Origin of the sequence: Arthrobacter humicola, assembly GCF_039531445.1 — a bacterium.
Lineage (GTDB): Bacteria > Actinomycetota > Actinomycetes > Actinomycetales > Micrococcaceae > Arthrobacter > Arthrobacter humicola.
Map to the genome: position 1 here is coordinate 339,084 of NZ_BAAAQB010000041.1, position 25,426 is coordinate 364,509.

The window sequence follows — 25,426 nt, forward strand, 5'->3', positions numbered from 1 at the left end:
CTAGTGGCGGTCGTAGGCGGCGGCCAGCAATTGCACGGCCTCGGCGAAGCTCGCGCCCTGCGCTTTGGCGGCCGCCGCGAACTCCGCCGCGGCGGCGGACAGCGAACTCCAGGCGGCATCGCGGGCACAGACGACCGTGCCGTTCCGGCCCCGCGTCACGACGACGCCGGCGGCCTCCAGTTCCTTGTAGGCCCGGGCCACAGTGTGGGGTGCTACGCCCAGTTCGGTGGCGAGGCTCCGCACGGCCGGCAGCCGGGTACCCGGTGCGAGCGTGCCGTTATCGGCGCGTTCAATGACGTACAGCCGGAGCTGTTCGAAGAGCGGGACGGAGCTGGCCGGATTGGTCCGCCAGGCACCGGGGAAACGCTCCCCCGCGGTGTCCGCGGGGCTCACTGTTCCGGCTCCCCGACGGCCTGCACCTGTTCGCGACCGGCGAACTGTGCGTCGTACAAATCCTTGTAGAGCCCGCTCCCGGCCATCAGCTGCTGATGGGTGCCGTGTTCAACGATCCGTCCGTGGTCCATGACGAGAATTAGATCAGCGTCCCGGACCGTGGACAAACGGTGCGCGATCACGAAGCTAGTGTGACCCTGGCGAAGCCGCTCCATGGCATGCCGGATCTGCACCTCGGTTCGGCTGTCAACGGAACTCGTCGCCTCATCCAGCACCAGGATGCTGCGGCCGGCGAGCTGCGCCCGCGCGATCGAGACGAGCTGGCACTGCCCCCGGCTCAGGGAGTCGCCGTCGTTGCCGAGCATGGTGGCGTACCCGGCCGGCAGGGCCCTGACGAACTGGTCCACATGGCTCGCCCGGGCCGCCGCGACGATCTCGGCGTCGGTGGCCCCCGGCCGGCCGTACTCGATGTTCTCGCGGATGCTGCCGGTGAACAGCCACGCATCCTGCAGGACCGTGCCGAAGACGGACCGGAGCTCGTCCCGCGGGATGGTGGCGATGTCGGTCGAGTCCACCAGGATCCGGCCCGAGTCGAGTTCGTAGAAGCGCATCAGGAGGTTCACCACGGTGGTCTTGCCGGCGCCGGTGTGTCCCACGATTGCCACGGTTTGTCCCGGCTCCACCGTGAAGGACAGGTCCTTCACCACGGGGGTGCCGGGGCTGTAGCTGAAGCTGACGTGCTCGAACGTGACGCGGCCCGCGGCCGTGCCCGGCGTCAGCGGAGCGTTGGCTTCCCGCAGGTCCCGGGGTTTGCGCCGGCCGTTGAACTTGTGCCGGCCATTGGTCTTGCGCGGGGTATGGACCGTGAGCGGGGTATGGACCGTGAGCGGGGTGCCGGCGCCGTGAAGCCTGCCGCCGCCGTTGGCCGCAGCGGCAGGCAGGGCGCTGTCCGGCGGGATCTCGGGAGCATCAAGCAGCTCAAAGACACGCTCCGCGGAGGCGAGGCAGGACTGCAGGAGGGTCAGCATTCCGCCGATCTGGCCCATCGGCTGGCTGAAAAGGCGGGAGAACTGGATGAAAGCCTGGATGCCGCCGATCGTCATGGCCCCGGTGGTGACCTGGAGCGCCCCCACAACGGCCACGGCAATGTAGTTGAGATTGGCGACGAACACCATGAGCGGCTGCACTATGCCGGACAGATACTGGGCGCGGGCGCTGGACCGCGTGAGTTTGTCGTTGCAGTCCCGGAAGCTCGCCGCCGACTCCTCCTGCCGGCCGAAGGCCTTGACCACTTCATGCCCCGTGAAGAATTCTTCGAGTTGGGCGTGCAGCGCCCCGGTACTGCTCCATTGTTCCGTGAAGTGCGCCTGGGAATGCTTGGCCACGAACACGGTGATGACCGTCGACACCGGCACCGAGAGGACCGCGATCAGCGCCAGCAGCGGCGAGAGCCAGAGCATCATGGCGAGTGCGGCGGAAAGCATCAGGACGGACATGATCAGCTGGTTGAGGAGCTGGTTGAGCGCCTGGGAGATGTTGTCGACGTCGTTCGTGGCCCTGCTGAGCACCTCGCCGCGGCGCTGCTCCTCGAAATGGCTGGACGGCAGCACATGGAGTTTTTGCTCCACGGAACCGCGGAGCCCGTAGCTGAGCCGCTGCACGGCCGTGGCGGTCAGGGCGCCCTGGATCCAGCTGAAGAGGGACGCCCCGACGTACAGGGCGGACACGGTCAGGAGCCGCCCGGCCAGCGCCTGTTCGTCGAGGGCGCCGCCGAGGAATCCTGCGACCACGACGTCGGTGGCGTCACCCAGGACTTTGGGGGCGGCGACGTTGAGCGTCACGAACGCGCAGGTGGCCGCGATGACACCGGCCATCCGCCACTTCAGGGGCCGCAACAGGCCCAGCAGCCGGGCTGCGGCCTGCCACTTGGAGCGCTCCTTGGCCCCGGCCAGCGCGGCGGACTCCGTGCCCGATGCCCGGCCGCGGCTCACAGGGTTTCCTCCAGCACGAGCTGCGACGCGGCGATCTCCCGGTAGCTTGGCGAGGACTCCATGAGTTCGGCGTGTGTGCCCTGCGCGACGAGGCGACCGTCCTCCAGCACGAGGATCAGCCCGGCGTCCACGATCGTTGCCACCCGTTCGGCCACGATCAGCACAGTGGCCCGCTCCAGCAGAGGCTCGATCGCCGCACGGAGCCGGACATCGGTCCCGTAGTCCAAGGCGGAGAAACTGTCATCGAACAGGTAGACCGGCGAATCTTTGAGCAGTGCCCGGGCGATGCACAGGCGCTGGCGTTCGCCGCCGGAGAAGTTGGTGCCGCCCTGGCTGACGGGCGCGTCGAGCCCGAGGGGCAGGGCGCGGACAAAGTCGGCTGCCTGGGCGGACTCGAGTACCTGCCACAAGTCCGGATCGGCGGCGGCCGGTGAACCCAGGCGGAGGTTTTCAGCGACCGTGCCGGAGAAGAGGTAGGAGTGCTGCGGGACGATGGCGATAAGGCCCCGCAGGGCCTCCAGCGGCATGGCCCGCACATTGCGTCCCCCGATGCTGATCTCGCCGCCGGTCGCGTCGAGGAAGCGGGGAATCAGGTTCAGGAGGGTCGTCTTGCCGCTGCCGGTCGCGCCGATGATCGCCGTCGTGGTCCCGGGGGCGGCGGTGAATGTGATGCCGTCGAGCACGGGCTCCTCTGCGCCGGGATAGGCGAAGGACACGTTGCGGAACTCGACGGCGTTTGCGGGGCGGGCAGTATGACGGGCATGCGACGTGCTCACCGGGCGTGCGGCATGTCCGGGCCGGGCCGCATCTTCGGGCTGTGCCTCATTTTCGGGCCGGGCAGGGGCGGCGTGCGCCCCGGCGGGGGCAGCCGGGTCCGCGATGGCCGGTTTCGTGTCCAGCACCTCGCGGATCCGTTCCGCGCACGCCGCGGCCCGCGGGGCGGTCATGAACACGTACATCGCCATCATGATGGCGATCAGGATTTGCAGGATGTAGGCGATGAACGCGGTGAGGGCACCGAGCCGCATTTCGCCGGCGTCGATCCGGTGGCCGCCGAACCACACCACGCATACGGAGGACAGGTTGACCACCAGCATGATCATCGGCATCATCCCGGCCACCAGCAGGGCGGAGCGCAGGTTGTTCCGGGTGAGGTCCTTATTGGCTTCGTCGAAGCGGCGGATTTCGTGGTCCTGCCGGACGAAGCCGCGGATGACGTTGGCGCCGATGATCTGCTCGCGCAGCACCCGGCCGATCCTGTCGAGGAGCCCCTGGCCATCGCGGTACAGCGGAATCAGGCGGCGCACGATCACCGTCATGATCACCGTGAGGATCGGAATCACGGCGACCACGATCCAGGACAGCACGACGTCCTGGTGCACGGCCAGCGCGATGCCGCCGATGAAGATGGCAGGGGCCGCGATCAGCATGGTGAAGACCAGGACTGCGAGGTTCTGGATCTGGGCGACGTCGTTCGTGGCCCGGGTAACGAGGCTGGGCGCACCGAAGACCCCGACCTCCTGGGAGGAAAAGGACTGCACCTTCGCGAAGAGTTCCCCGCGCAGCTGCCCGCCAAGCTCCATGGCGACGACGGCGCCCAGGTAACCGGCCGCGATAGCTGTAGTCACCTGCACGGCGGCGATTCCGGCCATCCAGCCGCCCAGATGGAGGATTTCCCCCGTGTCCCCGCCGATGATGCCGTCGTCGATGATCGCGGCGTTCAGGGTGGGCAGGAGCAGGTTGGCGGTGGTTTGCACGAGCTGGAGCACAACGATGGCCAGCACGCTCCCCTTATGCGCGGACAGTAACCGCGCCATCAGGCTTACTAGCACCGAACCTCCATCACTTGCCCAGGGCTCGGAATAGGAATCAGCCTAACGGCCGCCCCCACGCCGCCACGTCATTGTAAGCCCCATTCCGGAGTGCCTCGTGTCAACCGGCAGACACGCCTCTCACCCGCGCTTTTGCGCCACCGCAAAGGTGCGCCGGAACGGGAAGACGGTCCCGTGCCGGCCCGCCGGATACGCCTCGTCCAGTCGCGCCGAGTACTCGGCCTCAAAGTCCCTGGCCTCGTCCGCCGGGAGGGCGGCCAGGACCGGCCTGAGCCCCGTCCCGCGGACCCACTCCAGGACAGGGTGGGCGCCCGGGAGCAGTTGCAGGTAGGTGGTTTCCCACGCATCGGCGGCGCAACCGGCGTCGAGCATGATGTCGAGGTATTCCGCCGCCTCCCCCACCACGTCGTCGTGGCGCAGGACCCCGGCGAGCCGCCCGGCCCACGCCGGAGACTCGGCCAGTTCCCGCATCAGGGTGTGGGAGGGGGCGTTGAAGTTCCCCGGCACCTGTAGCGCGAACCAGGCCCCGGGTTTGAGGGCATCAAGCCACGCGGGCAACAATTCGCGGTGTCCGGGCACCCACTGCAGGGCGGCGTTGGTGACCACCACATCGGTCTCGCCGGAGGGCAGCCAGTGCCCGATGTCGGCCAGCTCATAGGAGAGGTTGGGGGCCGCGGCCGCATGGTCCCTCGACTTGGCCAACATCTCCGGCGAGGAATCCAGGCCCACCACCTGTGCCCCCGGCCACCGGTCCGCGAGAGTTGCGGTCAGGTTGCCCGGGCCGCAGCCGAGGTCGACGACGTGCCGCGGGGCTTCGGCGTGGATCCGCCCCGTGAGGTCAAAGTACGGTCTGTCCCGGTAATCACCGAACTGCACATACTTTTCGGGATCCCATTTCACGGCTACCTCCAGTCCGCGGCGCTGTTGTCCTACCCGAAGCGTAGCCCCGGCAATGTTGGCCAGCCAAGGAGCCACGCATCCGGCGGGCGCGGCGCACCAGCCCGCCGGTGCCGCCGGCAGCATGCGGGCACTAAGCTGGACAGCAATGAAACTCGTTGATCAGCTCCCCGCCCCGGCCGCCCGAATTTCCGGCAGGACGGCCCTGGACCCGGACGAGCTCTACACCCGGTTTGTCGAGTGGACGGAGACCCGCGGCCTCGCCCTCTACACCGCCCAGGACGAGGCCATCATGGAGCTGGCTGCCGGGTCCAACGTCATCCTGGCCACGCCCACCGGGTCCGGTAAGTCCCTCGTGGCCATTGCCGCGCACTTCCAGGCCATGGCCCGCGGACAGCGCAGCTACTACACCGCCCCGATCAAGGCCCTCGTCTCGGAGAAGTTCTTCGCCCTCTGCGAGATCTTCGGGGCCGAGAACGTCGGCATGATCACCGGTGACTCCGGCGTCAACCAGGACGCGCCCATCATTTGCTGCACCGCCGAAATCCTGGCCAACATTGCCCTGCGCGAGGGTTCGGCGGCTGAACTCGGTGCCGTCATCATGGACGAGTTCCACTTCTATTCCGACCCGCAGCGCGGCTGGGCGTGGCAAGTGCCGCTGCTGGAACTGCCCCAGGCGCAGTTCCTGCTGATGTCGGCGACGCTCGGCGATGTCAGCCGCTTCGAGGAAGGGATCAGCGCCCTGACCGGCCGTCCGACGACGACCGTCAGTTCCGCCGAACGCCCTATTCCGCTGCACTACTACTACGAACAGACTCCGGTCCACGAGACCCTCGAAGAGCTGCTCGCCACCAAGCAGGTCCCGGTCTACGTGGTGCACTTCAGCCAGGTCGAGGCGATCGACCGGGCACAGAACCTGATGAGCATCAACGTCTGTACCCGCGAAGAGAAGGACAAGATTGCCGAGCTCATCGCCGGGTTCCGCTTCGCCGCGGGCTTCGGCAAGACCCTCAACCGGCTGGTCCGGCACGGGATCGGCGTCCACCACGCCGGCATGCTGCCCAAATACCGCCGGCTTGTGGAGCAGCTCGCCCAGGCCGGCCTGCTGAAGGTCATCTGCGGCACCGACACCCTCGGGGTGGGCATCAACGTGCCGATCCGCACCGTGCTGCTCACGGCACTGAGCAAGTACGACGGCGTGCGCACCCGGCTGCTGAACTCCCGCGAGTTCCACCAGATCGCCGGGCGGGCAGGACGCGCCGGCTATGACACCGCCGGGACCGTGGTGGTCCAGGCCCCGGAGCACGTGACCGAAAACGTGAAGGCGATGGCCAAGGCCACCGCCAAGTTCGGCGACGACCAGAAGAAGCTGCGCCAGGTGGTCAAGAAGAAGCCCCCCGAAGGCTTTGTATCCTGGGGCGAACCGACCTACAAGCGGCTCGTGGAGTCGGTGCCGGACCCGCTCACGTCCAGTTTCACCGTGACGCACGCGATGCTGATGAACCTCATGGAACGTCCCGGCGACCCGTTCCAGGCCGCCCGGCGCCTGCTCACCGAGAACCACGAGACCCGGTCCTCGCAGCTGCGGCTCATGAAGAAGGCCCTGGGCATCTACCGCGAACTGCTCGCTGCCGGCGTCGTGGAGCGCATCCCGCTTCAGGAGCAGGGGCCGGACGGCCGCACGGTCCGGCTCACGGTCCACCTGCAGGCCAACTTCGCCCTCAACCAGCCACTGTCCCCCTTCGCCCTCGCAGCGCTGGAACTCCTGGACCCGGAGTCGCCGTCGTACGCCCTGGACGTCGTGTCCGTGATCGAGGCGACCTTGGAGAAGCCGCGCCAGATCCTGTCGGCCCAGCAGAAGAAGGCGCGCGGCGAAGCCATCGCGGCGATGAAGGCCGACGGCATCGAGTACGACCAGCGCATGGCGATGCTCGAGGAAGTCACGTACCCGCAGCCGCTCGCCGAGATCCTCGGCGAGGCCTTTGAGGTCTACCGCAAGGCCGCCCCGTGGGTGGGCGACTTTGAACTTGCCCCCAAGTCCGTGGTCCGGGACATGTACGAGCGCGCCATGAACTTCGGCGAATTCGTGCAGTTCTACGGCCTGGCCCGCTCCGAGGGGATCGTGCTGCGCTACCTCGCCGACGGTTTCAAGGCACTCCGGCAGACCGTCCCGCAGGACGCCCTCCGGGAGGACCTGGAGGATCTCATCGCCTGGCTGGGCGAACTGGTCCGGCAGGTTGATTCCAGCCTGCTCGACGAGTGGGAAGAGCTGACCTCCGGCGCCGCGCCCACTCCGCATGACGCTCCCCCGCCCCCGCCGCCGTCGCTGACCTCCAACGTCCGGGCCTTCCGGGTGATGGTGCGCAACGAGATGTTCCGCCGCGTGGAGCTCTTCGCCGATGAAGCCGCCACGGCCCTGGGCGAGCTCGACGCCGGGTCCGGCTGGGACGCGGAACGCTGGGAGGATGCGCTGGATGATTACTTCGACGAACACAACGACATCGGCACCGGCCCGGACGCCCGCGGCCCGGGGCTCCTGATCATCACCGAGGAACCCGGGGTGTGGAAGGTCCGGCAGATCTTCGATGACCCGGCCCGCCACCACGACTGGGGCATCTCCGCCGAGGTGGACCTGGCGGCCTCGGACGAGTCCGGGACCGCCGTCGTCCGCGTCACGGACGTCAACCGCCTCTAGCGGGACTGCGCCCAGTGTCTGGCATGCGGCACGGGCACCCGCGAAGGCCGTCACCCGCCCGGCAGATGCCCCGAGTAAACTCGAACAATGAGTGTAATCCGGCCTGCCGCCCCGCATGACGTCCCTGCCATCCTGCAGATGATCCACGACCTCGCCATCTACGAGAAGGAACCGGACGCCGTCCGGAACACCCCCGAGATGCTCACCGGGGTCCTGTTCGGCGAGAACCCCCGGGTCTTCGCCACCATGGCGGAAAACGCCGACGGCGAGGTCCGCGGTTTCGCCCTCTGGTTCCTGAACTACTCCACGTGGGAAGGCGTCCACGGGATTTACCTGGAGGATCTCTACGTCCGGCCCGAGGCCCGGGGCGAGGGCCATGGCAAGGCACTGCTCCAGCATCTGGCCGCCACCGCCGTCAGCCGCGGGTACGCGCGGGTCGAATGGAGCGTCCTGGACTGGAACGAGCCCTCGATCAACTTTTACAGGAAGCTCGGCGCGGCCCCGATGGACGAATGGTCCACCTTCCGCCTCACCGGCGCCGCGCTGGAAGCTTTCGGCGGCTCCGGCGCGGGCTCGGACGATTTCCGTGCAGGCGTCCGCGAGGAGGCCACCCGTGGCTGATCTTCCGGTGACGGGGCTCATGGGAGCCGCCCTCCTCGAGTCCGGATCCAGCGTCCGGCGCCACGTCCGGGCGCGCCACACCTACCGCGGCATGCGCACCGCGGAACACTACTTCCAGGTACCCCTGGACCACTTCAGCGAGGACGGACGCCGCGGCGAGACCATCACGGTGTTCGCCCGCGAATACGTGTCCACCGAGCACAGCGAGGAAGCGGCGGCCGAGCTTCCCTGGCTGCTCTACCTGCAGGGCGGCCCCGGCGGGCGCGGTAACCGGTTGCCGTCCCTGGGCGGCTGGAGCAAGGCCGCGGCACGGGACTTCCGGATCCTCATGCTGGACCAGCGCGGCACCGGCCTGTCCTCGGCAATCGACCGCAACACGCTGCCCCTGCGCGGCAGCGACGCGGCGCAGGCCCGCTACCTGACGCACTTCCGCGCCGACTCCATCGTCGCCGACGCCGAGGCCATCAGGTCGGCCCTGGGCGCCGCGCCCTGGACCGTCTACGGCCAGAGCTACGGCGGATTCTGCGCCCTCAGCTACCTCTCCTTCGCGCCCGAGGGGCTGCGCGAGGTGCTCGTGACCGGCGGCCTTGCCCCGCTGGGCGGCTCCGCGGACCGCGTGTACCGGGCAACGTTTCAGCGCGTCGCGGCCCGGAACGCCGAGTACTTCAGCTGGTACCCCGAGGACCGTGCCGCCGTCACCCGGATCGCCCGGCATCTGCGGGAGACGGAGGAATTCCTGCCCGACGGCGGCCGCCTCACCGTGGAGCGCTTCCAGATGGTGGGCTCCTTCCTGGGTGGCAACACCCGGGTGGATGCGCTCCACCACCTGCTCGAGGACGCCTTCGTGGCCACACCCGACGGCGACCGCCTCTCGGACGCGTTCCTGGAACAGGTCCGGGGCCTCGTGTCCCGGGCCTCGAACCCCCTGTACGCGCTGATGCACGAATCCATCTACGGCCAGTCCGCGGCCACCGACTGGGCCGCCTGGCGGGTCCTGGCGGAATTCCCCGAATTCCGCCCCGACGCCGCGGAGCCGCTCCTGACCGGTGAAATGGTCTACCCCTGGTATTTCGAGCAGGACCCGGCCCTGCGCCCGCTGCAGGGCGTGGCACGGCTGCTCGCCGAGAAGGACGACTGGGGCCCGCTCTACGATCCGGAGCGGCTGGCCTTCAACACCGTGCCCGTCGCTGCGGCCGTGTACACGGACGACATCTACGTGGACCGCGAGCTCTCCCTGGAAACCGCGGCCGCCGTCCGCGGCCTGCAGGTGTGGGAGTCCGACGAGTTCCATCATGACGGCATCGCGGACGACGGCGAGGCGATCTTCGGCCGCCTGCTGGGGATGGCCCGCTCCGCCCGCCGCTGAGCGGGCACACGGACCCGGCTTCCGCCGCTGCACGGACATCGGGCGTGCGGACATCCGCCGTGTGATTAGCTGCTGTGCGGGAGGGGGTCGGGCTGCTAGGCCGCTGCGGCGCTTGCCCGGCCCCTCGCCGCAGCCGGGACGGCGACGGCCAGCACCCCCGCGGCGAGGGCGGCTGCAGCCACGTTCAGTCCCTGGTAGCCGACGCCGGCCATCACGAGGCCGGAGAAGCCGGCGCCGAGCGCCCCGGCGGCCCCCATGAGGGTGTCTGAGACGCCCTGGACAAGGACGCGGTCCTCGGCGGAGACGCTTTCGGCGAGGAGCGTGGAGGCCGCGATGGTGGCCGCCGACCAGCCCAGGCCGAGCAGTACCAGTCCCGCCGTGACCAGGACGGGTTGCTGCTGCCCGAATCCGGCGACGCAGACGGCGAGCAGAATCAGCCCGTGCCCCAGAATGATCACGGGGAGGCGGCCGGTCTTATCGGTGAGCCAGCCCATCACCGGCGAAAGCGCGTACATGCCGGCGATGTGCAGTGAGATCGTGAAACCGATGAGGACCAGGAGGTCCGTGCTGGCGGCATGGACATGTCCGGCCGGCAGGTCGGCCATGGGGCCTTCGGCGAGGAGCTGGAGATGCAGCGGGGTCATCGACATCACGGCCACCATGCAGCCGTGCGCGGCCACGATCGCGAACAGGGCCAGGCGTGCCCGCGGTGACTTCCGGACAGCCCGGAGGCCGGCGCGGAGGCCGTGCCGGCGTCGGGCAGCCGTGGTGCCATTCGCCGCCAGAGGCTCGCCGGCCGTCCTGATCCGGGCCGCCAGCAGCAGCGGATCCGGGCGCAGGCCGATGACCAGCAGCACGGCGGCCAGGGCCAGCCCGGCGGCGGAGAACACGAACGGTCCGGCCAGTGCCGGCAGGCCCAGGGCCTCCCCCACAGCTGCTCCCGGACGGATCAGGTTGGGTCCGGCGACGGCGCCGATCGTCACCGCCCAGACAACGATTGCGAGGGACCGTCCGCGGTGTTCGGCGTCGGCGAGATCGACGGCGGCGAAGCGGGCCTGCAGGTTGGCGGCGGTCCCCAGGCCCAGCATCGCGGCTCCCAGCAGCAGCACCGGGAACACCCCGGACACCGTGGACGCGATGATGAGCAGGGAGCCGGCCATGGCCGACAGCTGGCCGGTCACGAGCGCCGCCCGGCGGCCCCGGCGTCCGGCCAGGCCGGCGAGGGGCAGCGCCGCGACGGCGGCGGCCAGTGTCACCGCTGTGGTGACGGAACCGGCCCAGGCATTGGAGCCGGACAGCTGGACGGCCAGCAGGGAGCCGACGGAGAGACTGGCACCGCTGCCCACGCTGCTCAGGAGCTGGGCAACGCTCAGGACGGAAACGGTGCGGCGCTGGACCCGGTGCAGGTCCAGCGCCGCAGAGTCACGTGCCGCAGGGTAGAAGGTCTTCACGGTCCGAGCATAACGCGTCCGGCACCTGCCGGCGCCTGCCGGAAGGCGCCGGCCGAAGGCCCGCGCCGCGGACCGGTCGCGCCGGAGCTATTCGACGTCGCTCAGGCTCTTGCGGGCGTCCTCTTCGAGCCGGGCGTCCAGCTTGGATTTGGACGCCTTGGAGCTGATCAGGCTCGCGATCACCGCGATGATGATGGTGCCGATGATCACGGCGAGGGAGACGTAGGTGGGGATCTCCGGCGCCCATTCGATGTGCTGGCCGCCGTTGATGAAGGGCAGTTCATTGACGTGCATGGCGTGCAGGACCAGCTTGACGCCGATGAACGCCAGGATGACGGACAAGGCGTGCTTGAGGTAGATGAGCCGGTTCATGAGGCCGCCGAGCAGGAAGTACAGCTGGCGCAGGCCCATGAGGGCGAAGATGTTCGCCGTGAAGACGATGAAGGCGCTCTGGGTGAGGCCGAAGATCGCCGGGATGGAGTCGACCGCGAAGAGCAGGTCCGTCATGCCGATGGTGACAAAGACGATCAGCATGGGGGTGAAGACCTTCTTGCCGTCCACCACCGTGCGGAGCTTGCCGCCGTCGAACTTTTCGGACATCGGCAGGACCCTGCGGATCCGCGCGATCAGCGGGTTTTCCTTGTCTTCCTCGTCCTCGCCCTCGTCCTGGGCCTGCTTCCACGCGGTCCAGAGCAGGAAGGCGCCGAAGATGTAGAAGACCCAGCTGAACTGCTCGATCACGATCGCGCCGAGCATGATGAAAATGCCGCGCAGGATCAGGGCGATGATGATGCCCACCATGAGCACTTCCTGCTGGTACTTACGCGGTACCGAGAAGCGGGCCATGATGATGATGAACACGAACAGGTTGTCGATGCTGAGGCTGTATTCCGTCACCCAGCCGGCGATGAACTGGCCTCCGAACTCCGGTCCGGTGAAGGCGAACATGGCGCCGGCGAACACCAGGGCCAGGGCCACGTAGAACGTGACCCACAGTCCGGCTTCTTTCATGGAGGGCTCGTGCGGGCGCTTAAGCACCATCAGCAGGTCAATGGCCAGGATGATGCCGAGAACGACAAACGAGCCGATCTCGAACCACAGGGGAAGGTCGGGCACGGGGAAATACCTTTCGTAGGGTACAGCTCAGCGGTGTAAGTCTCTCCGACCGCCGGCGCGTGATGCCGCCGTGCTGCCCGCTACGCCCGGCACGGCATCGTAGCCGTGCGTGTTGACGATCGTAGCGCTTGGGATACTCCCCTACGTTCGTCCGAGTTTACCCTAGGCGTGCCCCGCCGACTGCATTTGCCGCAGTTCCTTCTTCAGGTCCCCCACCTCGTCGCGGAGCCTCGCCGCGAGCTCGAACTGCAGCTCCCCGGCCGCGGCGTGCATCTGCTCCGTGAGCTGTTCGATCAGCCCGACAAGGTCCTCGGCCGGGGCCGCCGCGAGCCCGTCCGCCCGGATGACCGCGGCGCCCTTGCCCTTGCCGCGGTTCTTGCCTGCCGCCGCCAGCAGTTCGCGGGTGTCCGCGTCTTCCTTGGCCAGCTGGTCGGTGATGTCCGCGATCTTCTTCCGGAGCGGCTGGGGGTCGATCCCCTTCTCCGTGTTGTAGGCGACCTGGATGGCGCGCCGGCGGTTGGTCTCGTCGATCGCGTGGGCCATCGAGTCCGTGATCCGGTCCGCGTACATGTGCACCTGGCCGGACACGTTACGTGCGGCGCGGCCGATGGTCTGGATCAGGGAGGTGGACGAGCGCAGGAAGCCCTCCTTGTCCGCGTCGAGGATGCTGACCAGCGAGACCTCCGGGAGGTCGAGGCCTTCACGGAGCAGGTTGATGCCCACGAGGACGTCGAAAACGCCCATCCGCAGTTCCCGCAGGAGCTCCACGCGGCGCAGGGTGTCGACGTCGGAGTGGAGGTACTCCACCTTCACGCCGTGGCCCAGGAGGTAGTCGGTGAGGTCCTCGGCCATCCGTTTGGTCAGCGTGGTCACCAGGACGCGTTCGTTCTTGGCCGTGCGAGTGCGGATCTCGCCCAGCAGGTCATCGATCTGGCCCTTGGTCGGCTTGACGATCACCTCGGGATCGATCAGGCCGGTGGGCCGGATGATCTGCTGCACAAAGCCGTCGGACTTGCCGAGCTCGTACTTGCCCGGGGTGGCGGAGAGGTAGACGGTCTGACCCACGCGCTCAAGGAACTCATCCCATTTCAGCGGCCGGTTGTCCATCGCCGACGGCAGCCGGAAGCCGTGGTCCACCAGCGTCCGCTTGCGGGACATGTCGCCCTCGTACATGGCGCCGATCTGCGGGACGGTGACGTGCGATTCGTCGATCACCAGCAGGAAGTCGTCCGGGAAGTAGTCGATGAGGCAGTGCGGCGCGGTCCCGCCGTCGCGGCCGTCGATGTGCCGGGAGTAGTTTTCGATGCCGTTGCAGAAGCCCATCTGCTGCATCATTTCGAGGTCGTAGGTGGTGCGCATCCGCAGCCGCTGGGCCTCGACGAGCTTATTCTGGCTTTCCAGGACCTTGAGGCGTTCGGCGAGCTCGTCCTCGATTTTCGTGATGGCCCGGCTCATGCGTTCCGGCCCGGCGACGTAGTGCGAGGCAGGGAAGACGTACATCTCGGTCTCATCCCGGATCACCTCGCCGGTCAGCGGGTGCAGCGTGTAGATGTTCTCGATCTCGTCGCCGAAAAACTCGATCCGGATCGCCAGTTCCTCGTACATGGGGATGATTTCCACGGTGTCGCCGCGGACCCGGAACGTGCCGCGGTGGAAGTCCATGTCATTGCGGGTGTACTGCATGGCGACGAACTTCCGCAGCAGGTCGTCGCGGTTCATCTCCGCACCCTTGCGGAGCGTCACCATGCCGGCGATGTACTCTTCCGGGGTGCCGAGGCCGTAGATGCAGGACACCGTGGCGACCACCACGACGTCGCGCCGGGTCAGCAGGGCGTTCGTGGCGGAGTGGCGCAGACGTTCGACTTCCTCATTGACGGAGGAGTCCTTCTCGATGAAGGTGTCCGTCTGCGGCACGTAGGCCTCAGGCTGGTAGTAGTCGTAGTAGGAGACGAAATACTCGACCGCGTTGTTGGGCAGCAGTTCGCGGAATTCGTTGGCCAGCTGCGCGGCAAGGGTCTTGTTCTGCACCATCACCAGGGTGGGGCGCTGGACCTGCTCGATCAGCCACGCCGTCGTCGCGCTCTTACCGGTACCCGTGGCGCCAAGCAGCACCACGTCCTTCTCGCCGTTGCGGATCCGCTCGGTGAGTTCCGCGATCGCCGCCGGCTGGTCGCCCGCGGGCTGGAAGTCGCTGATGACCTCAAAGGGCGCCACGACACGGTTGATTTCCTGGGCAAGGCTCATGTATCTAATCTACCGCCGGCCCCCGACACGATGTCCTGATTCAGCTTTGGGCAGTACCGGGACCGGCGTCGTCACCAGCGTCGTCACCGTACGACGGCGGCTGCCAGCCGGTGCGCGACACCCACGCTTCCATCCGGGGCGCGGCGTAGTCGGTGAACCAGCCTTCCTTGTCCGCCGCGTAGCCGGCGGTGGACTTGTCGACGTCGTGCAGCCCGGCCACCCGGATCTTCTCGGCGACATAATCCGCACCGGCCCGGGCGTCGGCGCGGAGCCAGTCACGGAAACACAGGGCGTACCGCCAGCCCGGCGATCCGGCGGCCCGGAGGTGCAGGTTCACGGCCCGGCCGGGATCGGCGTTGCCGTGCAGTCGTTTGCCCCAGTCGGCGGGGTCGGAGTGCGAGGGTTTGGGGTTGTCGGAAATGATGCCGGGCCAGCGCGGGAATCCGGCCTCGGCCAGCAGCGGCGCAATCCTGTCTGCGGCCTCGAGGTCGCGGACGCCCAGCTGCAGGTCGATCACGTCCTTGGCGTCCAGGCCCGGGACGGCAGTGGAGCCGATGTGGTCCAGGGACAGCACGTCCTCCGGCACAGCGACGCGGAGCCGGTTGATGAGCCGGCCCGCCTGCGCCGCCCAGGACGGATCCGCCGGTGCAAGGACCGGGCCGCCGGTCCGCGGCGCGATCTTTTGCTCCTTGAGGTTCAGTGCGAAGGGCGCCAGCCGCCCTTCCCACAGCGCATCCACCGCGTGCCTCAGTTCGTCGGGGGTGCCCGAGTTGTCCAGCACGACGTCCGCGGCTCCCAGCCGGTCCTCACGGCTTGCCTGCGCGGCCATCCGCGCGTGCGCCTCGTCGACACCCATATTGCGGTGTTCGGCCATGCGCCGGATGCGGACGTCGTCCGGGGCGTCGACCACCACCACGAGGTGGAAGTTCTTCCCCTGTCCGGTTTCCACCAGCAGGGGGATGTCCTGGACTACGACGGCGCCGGCCGGGGCGGCCGCCACCATCGCCGTGGCGCGCTCCCGGACCAGCGGATGGACGATTCCGTTCAGCACGGCCAGGCGTTCCGGATTGCCGAAGACGAGGGAACCCAGCCGGGCCCGGTCCAGCCGGCCATCGGAGGTCAGGATGGCGGCGCTGAACGCCTCGACCACCCGTGCCAGCCCGGGCGTGCCGGGCTCTACGACGTCGCGGGCCAGCGCATCGGCGTCGACAAGCACCGCGCCGAGCTCCCGCAGGCGCGCGGCAACCAGTGACTTCCCCGACGCGATCCCGCCGGTCAACCCGATCTTCAACACCACACAAGACTAAACTGAACCGGTGGAAGATGAGGCGGATTACCCCCAGAGCAGGACTTCCATTTACACCACCCTCGCCGCAGGGTCCCAGTTCCGGCACGAAATCGAGGTCAAGCGGTCCCGCTTCATCACCGTCCTTGCCCGCACGGCGGACGAAGACGCAGCCCGCTTCGTCCTGGCCGGTCTCCGCAAAGAATTCCACGACGCGCGGCACCACTGCTTCGCCTTCGTGCTCGGCCCCGACCGGGACGTCCAGCGTTCCAACGATGACGGCGAACCGTCCGGAACTGCCGGCATCCCGATGCTGGAGGCGCTGCTCAAGCGCGAGACCGTGCCCGGCGTCGCCGACCTCAGCGACGTCGCCGCCGTCGTCGTACGCTATTTCGGCGGTATCCTCCTCGGCGCCGGCGGCCTGGTGCGCGCGTACTCGGAATCGGTGGCCGCGTCGCTGGAACTCGCGCCCCTCGTGCGGCGCCGCCGGCTGCGGATCTGTTCGGTGCGGGTGGGGCACGCCGGGGCCGGGCGGCTCGAGAACGATCTGCGCGCCGCGGGATTTGTCATGGCAGAAACCCGTTACGAGGCGCAGACTACTGTCCTGAGGCTTGCGCTGCCGGACAATCCGGAAGAGCTCGCCCGCGCCGCGGAGCGGGTGGCCGCCATGTCAGCCGGCAGTGCGGCGTTGCTACCCGGAGAGACGGAGTGGATCGATGTCCCCATCAGCTGAGCCGGTACCCGCGGTCGAGCTGCTTGACGTCAGCGAGGCCGTGCTCGAACAGCTCCTGGAGCTCGCCCTCCGGGACGCCGACGCCGACGAGGTCACCCCGCCGCTGGGCGAGAGCGCCGCCTGGAACACCGACCGGATCAGCTGGTTCCGCGAATTCCACCACGCCGCCGCCGCAGGCCTGGACGGCCCAGCGCAGCAGAAGAGCTGGGCCATCAGCTGCGACGGGCAACTCGCCGGTTCCGTCCGGCTGAAGCGTATAGGGCCGGGACCGGGGTCGGCGGTGGGGGCGATGAAGCCGCTGGAGCCTGGTACTGGCGGGGCTGGTGCTGCAGGGGCTGGTGCTGGCGGGGCGATTGAACCCGGCATTCAGCCCGCCGCTTCGCCGGCCGATGCCCCTCGGACAGGCAGTCCTGCTGGTGGCGGGGCGATTGAACCCGGCATTCAGCCCGCCGCTTCGCCGGCCGATGCCCCTCGGACAGGCAGTCCTGCTGGTGGCGGGGCGCTGGAAACCGGAATCTGGCTTGGCCGGAGCTTCCGCGGCCGAGGTGTCGGCCGCGAGGCGCTGCGGCTCGTGAAGGCCCTGGCCGTGTCTGCCGGAGCGAGTCATCTGGTGGCCGAGACCACGGCCGGCAACGTGGGTGCCATTGCGTTGCTGAAGTCCGCGGGTGCCGAACTCGTCACTGGTGCAGCCTCAGCGACTGCCACCGTGCAGGTCAAGGGCACGATCCCGCTCCGCTGACCGCGCGGCTCGTCGCACGGGGATGCTTCACCGTCCACCCCTGGACATGCCCCACGCTGGCGGCGAGCAATGCGCAGAATCCCCCCATGTCCGCCCCACGCGTCCAGGACTGGACATGCTCTCCCGCGGCCAGCCGGGCCACCACTGGACATGTCCCCCGCTGGCCGCGAGCAATGCGCAGAACCCCCTCATGCCCACCCCACGCGTCCAGGACTGGACATGCCCTCCCGCGGCCAGCCGGGCCACCACTGGACATGTCCCCCGCTGGCCGCGAGCAATGCGCAGAACCCCCTCATGCCCACCCCACGCGTCCAGGACTGGACATGCCCTCCCGCGGCCAGCCGGGCCACCACTGGACATGTCCTCCGCCGGCCGCGAGCAATGCGCGGAATGCCCTCATGCCCGCCCCACGAAGCCAAGAGTGGACTTGCGCCTCGCCGGACAGATGGTTTTCGTTGGCCTGAACCGGGCTAGTGGGCGATTTCCCAGATGTGTCCGGCAGGGTCTCGGAAGCTGGCTGTACGAATACCCCACGGCCGGTCCATGGGACCGTTCAGCAGTTCCACGCCGCGGCGGGACAACTCCGCGCACATGTCGTCGACGTCGTCCACTTCAATGGTGAACTGCAGGCGGACGCCGGCCTCTACGTTGGCGACGGTTGCCGGTTGGATGAGTTCGGGGGCTTCGGAGATAGTGAGCAGATTGATCAAAGTGTTCTCGAACTTGAAGACTGCAGAGACGTCGTCCTCAAAGATGAGCGGCAGACGGAAGACTTCTTCGTAGAAACTCCTCGTCGTGGCCAGGTTTTCGACAAACAAGGTGATGGCATGGATGCCCCGTGGCCACGGACCAACTGTCCCGCCTGTGCCCTGCGCTTCAACTGCCTCCGATGGCTCAGCCATGGAACTCCCCCTTATCGTCGGCTGCGAAAATCTCAACCTGCAAAGTGTGGACTCAGGGAAGATCCGCCGTCAAGGATTCCACGGCCAGCCGCACCTCGGGCACGCGCCGGTCCCTCGCCAGCAGGCCAGAACATGTTGCACCTCCCGACCGCTGGGCATGTCCCTCGTTCTGGGCCAGGACTGGGCACAATGCCAACATGTCCACTGGTGACGCCCAAAAAATGAGCATGTCCCGAGAGCTGAGTTCCAAGAGTGAGCATGTCCCCACGTGCGAGTCCCAAAAAGGAACATGTCCGGTCCTGGGAGCGGGCACGACGTCGCGGCCACTGGACATGTCCAGCGCTCAGGGCCAGGACTGGGCACAATGCCAACATGTCCACTGGTGACGCCCAAGAATGAGCATGTCCCCAAGGGGAGGGCTCTAAGAATGAACATGTCGTGTGGAGCGGGCAGCCGCGGAGCATGTCCGCGCAACGCAAAGGTGGCCGCCCCCAAGAGGGACGACCACCTTTGCTGTGCATTCAAACTACTGCACCGTGACGGTGCAGCTTCAAGCTACAAACTGCCTGGACTCAGGAAGCGGACGCCTGAGAACCGGGGGCAATTAGTTGCCGGTCAGCTTCTCGCGCAGAGCGGCAAGAGCCTCGTCCGAGGCAAGCGTGCCTGCACCGGCTTCGGTTGCAGCCGGCTCAGAGGAGTAGCTGGTGGTGCCGGAGTCGCTCTCGCCGGACGTTGCAGCTGCAGCGTCGTCGGCAGCGTGCTGGGCAACCTGCTTCTTGTGGGCTTCCCAGCGGGTCTGGGCGTCAGCGTACTGCTGCTCCCAGGCGGCGCGCTGCGTCTCGTAGCCTTCAAGCCACTCGTTGGACTCCGGGTCGAAGCCCTCCGGGTACTTGTAGTTGCCCTCTTCGTCGTACTCGGCGGCCATGCCGTAGAGTGCCGGGTCGAATTCGGTGCTGTCGGCGTCGACGCCCTCGTTGGCCTGCTTGAGGGAGAGGGAGATGCGGCGGCGCTCGAGGTCGATGTCGATGACCTTGACGAACAGCTCGTCGCCAACGGAGACAACCTGCTCGGCCAGCTCAACGTGACGCACGGCGAGCTCGGAGATGTGGACCAGGCCTTCGATGCCGTCTTCAACGCGAACGAACGCGCCGAACGGAACCAGCTTGGTGACCTTACCCGGAACAACCTGGCCGAGGGCGTGGGTGCGGGCGAAGGTCTGCCACGGATCTTCCTGCGTAGCCTTGAGCGACAGGGAGACGCGCTCGCGGTCCAGGTCGACCTCGAGAACCTCGACGGTGACTTCCTGGCCAACTTCGACAACCTCGGACGGGTGGTCGATGTGCTTCCAGGACAGCTCGGAAACGTGAACCAGACCGTCTACGCCGCCCAGGTCCACGAAGGCACCGAAGTTGACGATGGAGGAAACGACGCCGGGACGGACCTGGCCCTTTTCCAGCTTGTTGAGGAACGTGGAGCGGACCTCGGACTGGGTCTGCTCGAGCCATGCACGGCGGGACAGGACAACGTTGTTACGGTTCTTGTCCAGCTCGATGATCTTGGCTTCGATCTGCTGACCGATGTACGGAGCGAGGTCGCGCACGCGGCGCATCTCGACGAGGGATGCGGGCAGGAAGCCGCGCAGACCGATGTCGAGGATAAGACCACCCTTGACAACCTCGATGACGGTACCGGTGACAACACCGTCTTCTTCCTTGACCTTCTCGATGTCGCCCCAGGCACGCTCGTACTGAGCACGCTTCTTGGAGAGGATCAGGCGGCCTTCTTTGTCTTCCTTGGTGAGCACCAGGGCTTCGACCTGATCGCCAACGGAGACGACGTCTCCGGGGTCAACGTCGTGCTTGATGGAAAGCTCGCGGGAGGGAATGACACCTTCGGTCTTGTAACCGATGTCGAGCAGAACTTCGTCGCGGTCGACCTTGACGACGGTACCTTCGACGAGGTCTCCGTCGTTGAAGTACTTGATGGTGGCGTCGACAGCTGCGAGGAAGTCCTCAGCGGTACCGATGTCGTTAATCGCGACTACGGGGGTACCGGGCTTCTCGGTGGAGGTGATGGTCATGTAGTAGGGGCTCCGTTGTGGATAGTTAGTCGGTCAGGCAAACCGCTCCCCCCGCATTATGGAATGCAGACGAAGAACACGGCATCTCAGCAGGTGATATGCCGGGTCATCCTGATTTTGTGGATTGTAGATGCGCGCACGTAGTACACGCCCGTTTAGTCTAGTCGTTTACGTCAACGCCGGTCAAAGCGCGCGGGGTCCTCCGCATGAACGACGCCGACGGCGGGAACTGCGCGAAGAAGCGCCCCAGGCAGTGCGGCTAGAAGTGCGTGAGGCAGTGCGGTGAGCGTTCGACGGCGAACATGAGCCTCGCGGTCAGGGCCGCTCCGGGCGCGTGCTCGGTTATCCGGCCGGCGGCCGTCAGCGTCACGGGACAGACGGCCCCCAGATAGATGGACCCGAGGTCCGCGACATCCAGCGACAACTCCGGCTCAGCCTCCGGAGCGGGCGTCACCGTGGCCACCCCGCCGCTGACTGCCAGGGCGAAGGTGCCGGCGGCAAAGCCGAGGCTGTCCCGGACGGCGAGGACCAGGGTCCCGTCGGCAGAGTAGCGCCTGGCGCCCAGGACCCGCAACGGGTCCAGGATGCGCAGCCACAGCATGTCGCGCTGGTCAGAGGACTCGACGCAGCGGGGGTCCTCGAGGGCCCAGGTCAGCGGGTCATCAACCGGCGCGTCCTGCCAGCTGATCCGTTCCACGAGGTCGATGCTGCCCAGGAACTGCCACAGTTCCAGATAGGCGGCGTCGGTCGCCGCCACGAGGTCCACAATCTCCATGGTGTATGGCTTGGCGTCCCACCCGGCGAACTTGTAGGAGACATACCCGTCCACGCTGCCCGCGGCGTCATAGTGCAGGGCACAGCGGATAGCCTCGTCTTCGCTGCCGTCGCGGCCGAGCGTGCCCGAGGACCGCAGCCGGTAGGCCTCCTGCCGCGAGATGGATCCGGGCATGGCGCGTTGAACCCGTGCGAAGACTTCGGGAGCCAGGTCAAGCAGGACCTTCCGGTCGGCGATCTCCACCGACCCCACCGGCTCGTGGCGGAGGCGGAAACGGGGCCCGGTGTCCACCTTGATGCTGCGCTCAAAAGTGGCCACCCCGTAGCCGAACCGACCGTAGATGGACGCCTCCGAGGCGGTGAGCGCCGCCAGCGCGACGCCGTCCGCCTTGGCCGCTGCGAGGTCCTCGGTCATCATCCGCCGGAGCAGCCCCTGCCGGCGATGGGTCCCGCGCACCGTGACGGCGGTGACGAGCTGGGCTTCGAGCTGGCGGCCGTAGCCGATGTTCAGGTCCTTGCGCAGGGTGGCGAACGTCGCCACCGGAACGTCGGCGGACAGCGAGTGGGCCGCGACGCCGTCGGGCTGGTACACGCCGGTCATCTCACGGTTATCCACTCGGTACATGGCCATGATCTTGTCCACAAACTCGTCTTTGCGCGGTTCGTCGTAGAATCCGATCCCGACTCCGCGCAGCCACGCAGTCCCCTGGGCGTAGTCTGCCGAGTCCTTCCCGACCGCCCGGAACCGCCTGAGCTCGTATTTCTCTGCCACGTGCTTCTCCCCCTGAGAATCCTGAATATCCTGAAAATCCGGCAGCCCCCGGCAGAGCCGGAACGAAAACGTGCCGGAACGACACCCTGCCGGAACCGGTGAACCGTTAGTGCCCCGCCTCGTGCCAGCTGGACCCGATGCCAATCTGGACGTCCAACGGAACGCTGAGATCCGCGGCCGAGCCCATTTGCTCGGTCACGAGCTTCTCAACCGCCTCGCGTTCACCCTTGGCGACTTCGAGCACCAGTTCATCATGGACCTGGAGCAGCATCCGCGATTTCAGGCCCTGGTCCGCCAGCGCGCCGGAGACGCCCAGCATGGCACGTTTGATGATGTCCGCCGCGGACCCCTGGATGGGCGAGTTCAAGGCCACCCGCTCGGCGATTTCCCGCAGCTGCCGGTCCGTGCTGGTCAGGTCCGGCAGGTAGCGGCGGCGGCCCTCGATCGTGGCCGTGTAGCCGTCGATCCGGGCCTGGTCCACCACGCCGCGGAGATAATCCCGAACAGCGCCGAAGCGTTCGAAGTATTCCTTCATCAACGTCCGGGCCTCGTCCACGGAGATTTCCAGCTGCTTGGAAAGCCCGAAGGACGTCAGCCCGTAAGCCAGGCCGTAGGACATGGCCTTGACCTTGGAGCGCATGGCGCTGGTGACCTCGGACGGCGGCACGTGGAAGATGTGCGAACCGACGTACCGGTGCAGGTCCTCACCCTCCTTGTACGCCTGGATGAGGCCGGGATCGCCGGAAAGGTGCGCCATGATCCGCATCTCGATCTGCGAGTAGTCCGCGGACAGGAGGCAGTCATAGCCCTCGGTCACCACGAAGATGCTGCGGACGCGCCGGCCCTCCTCGCTCCGGACCGGGATGTTCTGCAGGTTCGGGTTGTTGGAGGAGATACGGCCGGTGGCGGCCACATTCTGCGCATACGTGGTGTGGATCCGGCCGTCGTCGGCCACGGACTTCTTGAGGCTTTCCACCATTTGACGCAGCTTCGAGGACTCGCGGTGGGCCATCAGCTGGACGAGGAATTCATGGCCGGTTTTCTCCAGTAGCGTCTTGAGCGACGCGGCATCGGTGGTGTACCCGGACTTGATCTTCTTCGTCTTGGGCAGGCCGAGCTCCTCGAACAGCACCGTCTGCAGCTGCTTGGGCGAACCGAGGTTGACCTCGTGGCCGATGGCAGCGAAAGCCTGTTCCTGGGCGTTATCGATCACCTTGGCGAGGTCGGCGAGCTGTTCGTCCATGCGCTCCATGGAGACCGCGATCCCGGTGAGCTCCATCTGCGCCAGGACCCGGCTGACGGGCAGTTCAAGGCTCGTCAGAAGCTCCTGGGCCTTGCGGGTCTTCAGTTCCGTTTCGAAGTGGTGGCTCAGGGCGTGCACGACGGCGGCCTGCTGGACCAGCGCGCCGGCCGCGGCGCCGTCGTCCTCGCCGCCGAAGGCGAGTTCCAGTTGGCCAGTCTTGGCAGCCTCGGTGGATACGGTCATCTTGAGATGGTGCTGGGCGAGTTCGGCGAGTTCGTAACTGCGCCGGTCCGGCTGGATGAGGTAGCCGGAGATCGCGGTGTCGTCCACCACGCCGTCCAGGCCGAGCCCTCGGGAGGTGAAGGCCTTGAGCGCCGGCTTGAACCCGTGGATGACTTTCGGGGCGCCGGGATCCCGGAGCCAGCCGGCCAGCACGGCGTCGGCCTCGGCATCCAGACCGGTGAGCTCGATGTACCCGGCCGCGTCCTTGCGGACCACGGCAAGGGCTGAAGCGTCGTCCACGATCCTGCCGGGCGCGAATTCGACGGCGAGGGCGGACCGGAGCCCCGTCCCGGCGTGGAAGAAGGTCCGCAGCTCCGCCGCGGACGTGAGGGTCGAGAACTCGGGAACCTCGATGCTGTCCGGTTCGCCTTCGACGGGCTCGTTGCCGTAGAGGGCGAAAAGCCGGGTGCGGAGCGTCTTGAATTCGAGGCGGTCGAAAATTTCCTCGATCGCGTCATGGTCCGGGCGCGGTTCCTCAAGGTCGTGGAGGGACACGGGGAGCTCGAGGTCGGTCAGGAGCCGGTTGAGCCGGCGGTTCCGTTTGACCGATTCGACGTGCTCGCGGAGGGCGTCGCCGACCTTCCCGCCGATCGAGTCGAGGTTTTCCAGGATGCCCTCGAGGCCGCCGTACTGGTTGATCCACTTCGCGGCGGTCTTGGGCCCGACGCCGGGGACGCCGGGAAGGTTGTCCGCGGTTTCCCCGACGAGCGCGGCGAGGTCCGAATAGCGCGGCGGCGAGACGAAGTACTTGGCCTCGATTGCTTCGGCGTCCATCCGGGGGATGTTGGTGACGCCCTGCTTCGGGTAGAGGACGAAGACGTTCTCGGTGATGAGCTGGAAGGTGTCCCGGTCGCCGGAGACGAGCAGGACCTCGAAGCCGGCCTCATCGCCCTTGGCGGCGAGGGTGGCGAGGATGTCGTCGGCTTCGAAGCCGGGCATCTTGATGGTCTTGATGCCCCAGGCGGTCATCACTTTTTCAATGAGGTCGATCTGGCCGCTGAACTCGCGGGGGGTCTCGTTGCGCCCGGCCTTGTAGCCGTCGTACTCGGCCTTGCGGAACGTGGTGTCGTCGGAGACGTCAAAAGCCACGGCGACGTGCGTAGGGTTCTGTTCCTTGATGAGGTTGATCAGCATGGACGTGAAGCCGTGGACGGCATTGGTGTGCTGGCCGCTGGAAGTGGCGAAGTTTTCGGCCGGCAGGGCATAGAAAGCGCGGAAGGCCATCGAGTGGCCGTCGAGGACCAGAAGCCGGGGCTGATCCGTGAGGGGCACCACCGGTGCCTGGGTCGCGGAGACCTCGGTCCCGACGCGTCGCGCCTTCCTGGCGGGCGTTGCGGCTTCGGCGACGGGCGGCTCGGCCACCAGGACAGAGGCTGTGGCTGCGTCCGTGGCAGCGACAGCATCTGCGCCGGCGTCTGTGGAAGGCTCGGTCGCGGGGGAAGGGGCCGGTTTGGTAGTTTCACTCACAGGTGCCAGCCTAGTTCCCATGATGGACAATTTCACGCCGGCCCCCTACGCGGCCGAGCTTGCGGCGGCCGGAGTTCCCGAGGACATGCACGATTGGCTGGGCCAGTACGGCGTCGGCGCCCTCGTGGTGAAGATGGGGATCCACTTCCTTGAAATGAGTCCGGAGCGGACCGTGGCCACCATGCCGGTGGAGGGGAACACCCAGGTGGCCGGGATCCTGCACGGCGGGGCCCACGTGGTCCTGGCCGAGACCTTGGGGTCTTTCGCGGCCGGCCTGCACGCGGGACCGAACCGGCAGGCGCTCGGGATCGAGGTCGGGGCCACGCATCACCGGGCGATCTCCGCTGGAACCGTCACCGGGACGTGCACGGCCATTCACCTCGGCCGGACCCTCACGACCCACGAGATCGTCATCACGGACGAGCACGGCCGCCGGCTCTCCACGGCCCGGATCACGAACCTCCTCCGCGATATCGCAGGGTAGGAGTTCACCGGGGCGCCGGTGGGATGGGCAGGAGGGCCGGGCCGTCGCGCCGGATGGGG

At 67.4% G+C, this 25,426-nt stretch carries 18 protein-coding genes; 6 read left to right on the forward strand and 12 right to left on the reverse strand.

The features are described 5' to 3' along the window. The 4 genes from ABD243_RS18195 to ABD243_RS18210 form a co-directional block, all read right to left on the reverse strand. Positions 1-393: a GntR family transcriptional regulator gene (locus ABD243_RS18195; RefSeq protein ID WP_344367760.1), complete on the reverse strand. Its 393-nt coding sequence runs from the start codon at positions 391-393 to the stop codon at positions 1-3. Next, complete coding sequence (locus ABD243_RS18200) at positions 390-2,267, reverse strand: ABC transporter ATP-binding protein (RefSeq protein ID WP_344368083.1); 1,878 nt, start codon at positions 2,265-2,267, stop codon at positions 390-392. The genes ABD243_RS18195 and ABD243_RS18200 overlap by 4 nt, the downstream gene beginning before the upstream one ends. Before the next feature lie 113 nt (positions 2,268-2,380). Beyond that, positions 2,381-4,201 (reverse strand): ABC transporter ATP-binding protein, encoded by a 1,821-nt coding sequence (locus ABD243_RS18205; protein ID WP_344367761.1) that lies wholly within the window; start codon positions 4,199-4,201, stop codon positions 2,381-2,383. 135 nt (positions 4,202-4,336) lie between these two features. Beyond that, on the reverse strand, positions 4,337-5,116 hold the full coding sequence (locus ABD243_RS18210) for a trans-aconitate 2-methyltransferase (RefSeq protein WP_344367762.1): 780 nt from the start codon (positions 5,114-5,116) through the stop codon (positions 4,337-4,339). 145 nt (positions 5,117-5,261) lie between these two features. Between ABD243_RS18210 and ABD243_RS18215 the strand changes: the two genes are divergently transcribed. The 3 genes from ABD243_RS18215 to ABD243_RS18225 all read left to right on the forward strand — a co-directional run bounded on the left by ABD243_RS18215 (position 5,262) and on the right by ABD243_RS18225 (position 9,795). Further along, positions 5,262-7,808 (forward strand): DEAD/DEAH box helicase, encoded by a 2,547-nt coding sequence (locus tag ABD243_RS18215; RefSeq protein ID WP_344367763.1) that lies wholly within the window; start codon positions 5,262-5,264, stop codon positions 7,806-7,808. 87 nt (positions 7,809-7,895) lie between these two features. Next, the gene (locus ABD243_RS18220; protein WP_344367764.1) at positions 7,896-8,429 is read left to right on the forward strand and encodes a GNAT family N-acetyltransferase; all 534 of its coding nucleotides are present in this window, start codon (positions 7,896-7,898) and stop codon (positions 8,427-8,429) included. Positions 8,430-8,448: 19 nt separating this feature from the next. Beyond that, positions 8,449-9,795 carry an alpha/beta fold hydrolase gene (locus ABD243_RS18225; RefSeq protein ID WP_344368085.1) on the forward strand — a complete coding sequence of 449 codons (1,347 nt, stop codon included), beginning with the start codon at positions 8,449-8,451 and terminating at the stop codon, positions 9,793-9,795. A gap of 95 nt (positions 9,796-9,890) precedes the next feature. Here ABD243_RS18225 and ABD243_RS18230 read toward each other — a convergent pair whose 3' ends face one another. The 4 genes from ABD243_RS18230 to coaE form a co-directional block, all read right to left on the reverse strand. Then, on the reverse strand, positions 9,891-11,246 hold the full coding sequence (locus ABD243_RS18230; protein WP_344367765.1) for an MFS transporter: 1,356 nt from the start codon (positions 11,244-11,246) through the stop codon (positions 9,891-9,893). Between the two features lie 87 nt (positions 11,247-11,333). After that, complete coding sequence (locus tag ABD243_RS18235) at positions 11,334-12,362, reverse strand: TerC family protein (protein ID WP_116765757.1); 1,029 nt, start codon at positions 12,360-12,362, stop codon at positions 11,334-11,336. A 162-nt stretch (positions 12,363-12,524) separates the two neighbouring features. Next, on the reverse strand, positions 12,525-14,606 hold the full coding sequence (gene uvrB, locus ABD243_RS18240; RefSeq protein WP_116765758.1) for an excinuclease ABC subunit UvrB: 2,082 nt from the start codon (positions 14,604-14,606) through the stop codon (positions 12,525-12,527). A 40-nt stretch (positions 14,607-14,646) separates the two neighbouring features. Then, positions 14,647-15,900: a dephospho-CoA kinase gene (gene coaE, locus ABD243_RS18245; RefSeq protein ID WP_344367766.1), complete on the reverse strand. Its 1,254-nt coding sequence runs from the start codon at positions 15,898-15,900 to the stop codon at positions 14,647-14,649. Positions 15,901-15,922: 22 nt separating this feature from the next. On the opposite strand from coaE, the gene ABD243_RS18250 reads away from it, so the two are divergent. After that, a complete protein-coding gene (locus tag ABD243_RS18250; RefSeq protein ID WP_344367768.1) occupies positions 15,923-16,624 on the forward strand; it encodes an IMPACT family protein in 702 nt (233 codons plus the stop codon). Then, entirely contained in the window at positions 16,608-17,363 is a 756-nt protein-coding gene (locus ABD243_RS18255) for a GNAT family N-acetyltransferase (RefSeq protein WP_344367769.1), read from the forward strand. Before ABD243_RS18250 ends, ABD243_RS18255 begins: the two co-directional genes overlap by 17 nt. A gap of 470 nt (positions 17,364-17,833) precedes the next feature. Here ABD243_RS18255 and ABD243_RS18260 read toward each other — a convergent pair whose 3' ends face one another. From ABD243_RS18260 to polA, 4 genes are all read right to left on the reverse strand, one after another. Further along, positions 17,834-18,265 (reverse strand): VOC family protein, encoded by a 432-nt coding sequence (locus ABD243_RS18260; RefSeq protein ID WP_344367770.1) that lies wholly within the window; start codon positions 18,263-18,265, stop codon positions 17,834-17,836. A gap of 604 nt (positions 18,266-18,869) precedes the next feature. Then, positions 18,870-20,345, reverse strand: a complete 1,476-nt coding sequence (gene rpsA, locus ABD243_RS18265) for a 30S ribosomal protein S1 (protein WP_091247946.1) — start codon at positions 20,343-20,345, stop codon at positions 18,870-18,872. A gap of 259 nt (positions 20,346-20,604) precedes the next feature. Next, positions 20,605-21,891 carry a GNAT family N-acetyltransferase gene (locus ABD243_RS18270; protein WP_344367771.1) on the reverse strand — a complete coding sequence of 429 codons (1,287 nt, stop codon included), beginning with the start codon at positions 21,889-21,891 and terminating at the stop codon, positions 20,605-20,607. A 106-nt stretch (positions 21,892-21,997) separates the two neighbouring features. After that, a complete protein-coding gene (gene polA / locus ABD243_RS18275) occupies positions 21,998-24,904 on the reverse strand; it encodes a DNA polymerase I (RefSeq protein WP_344367772.1) in 2,907 nt (968 codons plus the stop codon). Between polA and ABD243_RS18280 the strand changes: the two genes are divergently transcribed. Further along, positions 24,903-25,367 carry a hotdog fold thioesterase gene (locus ABD243_RS18280; RefSeq protein ID WP_344367773.1) on the forward strand — a complete coding sequence of 155 codons (465 nt, stop codon included), beginning with the start codon at positions 24,903-24,905 and terminating at the stop codon, positions 25,365-25,367. The two genes, polA and ABD243_RS18280, sit on opposite strands and share 2 nt — an antisense overlap. Positions 25,368-25,426 lie beyond the last annotated feature (59 nt).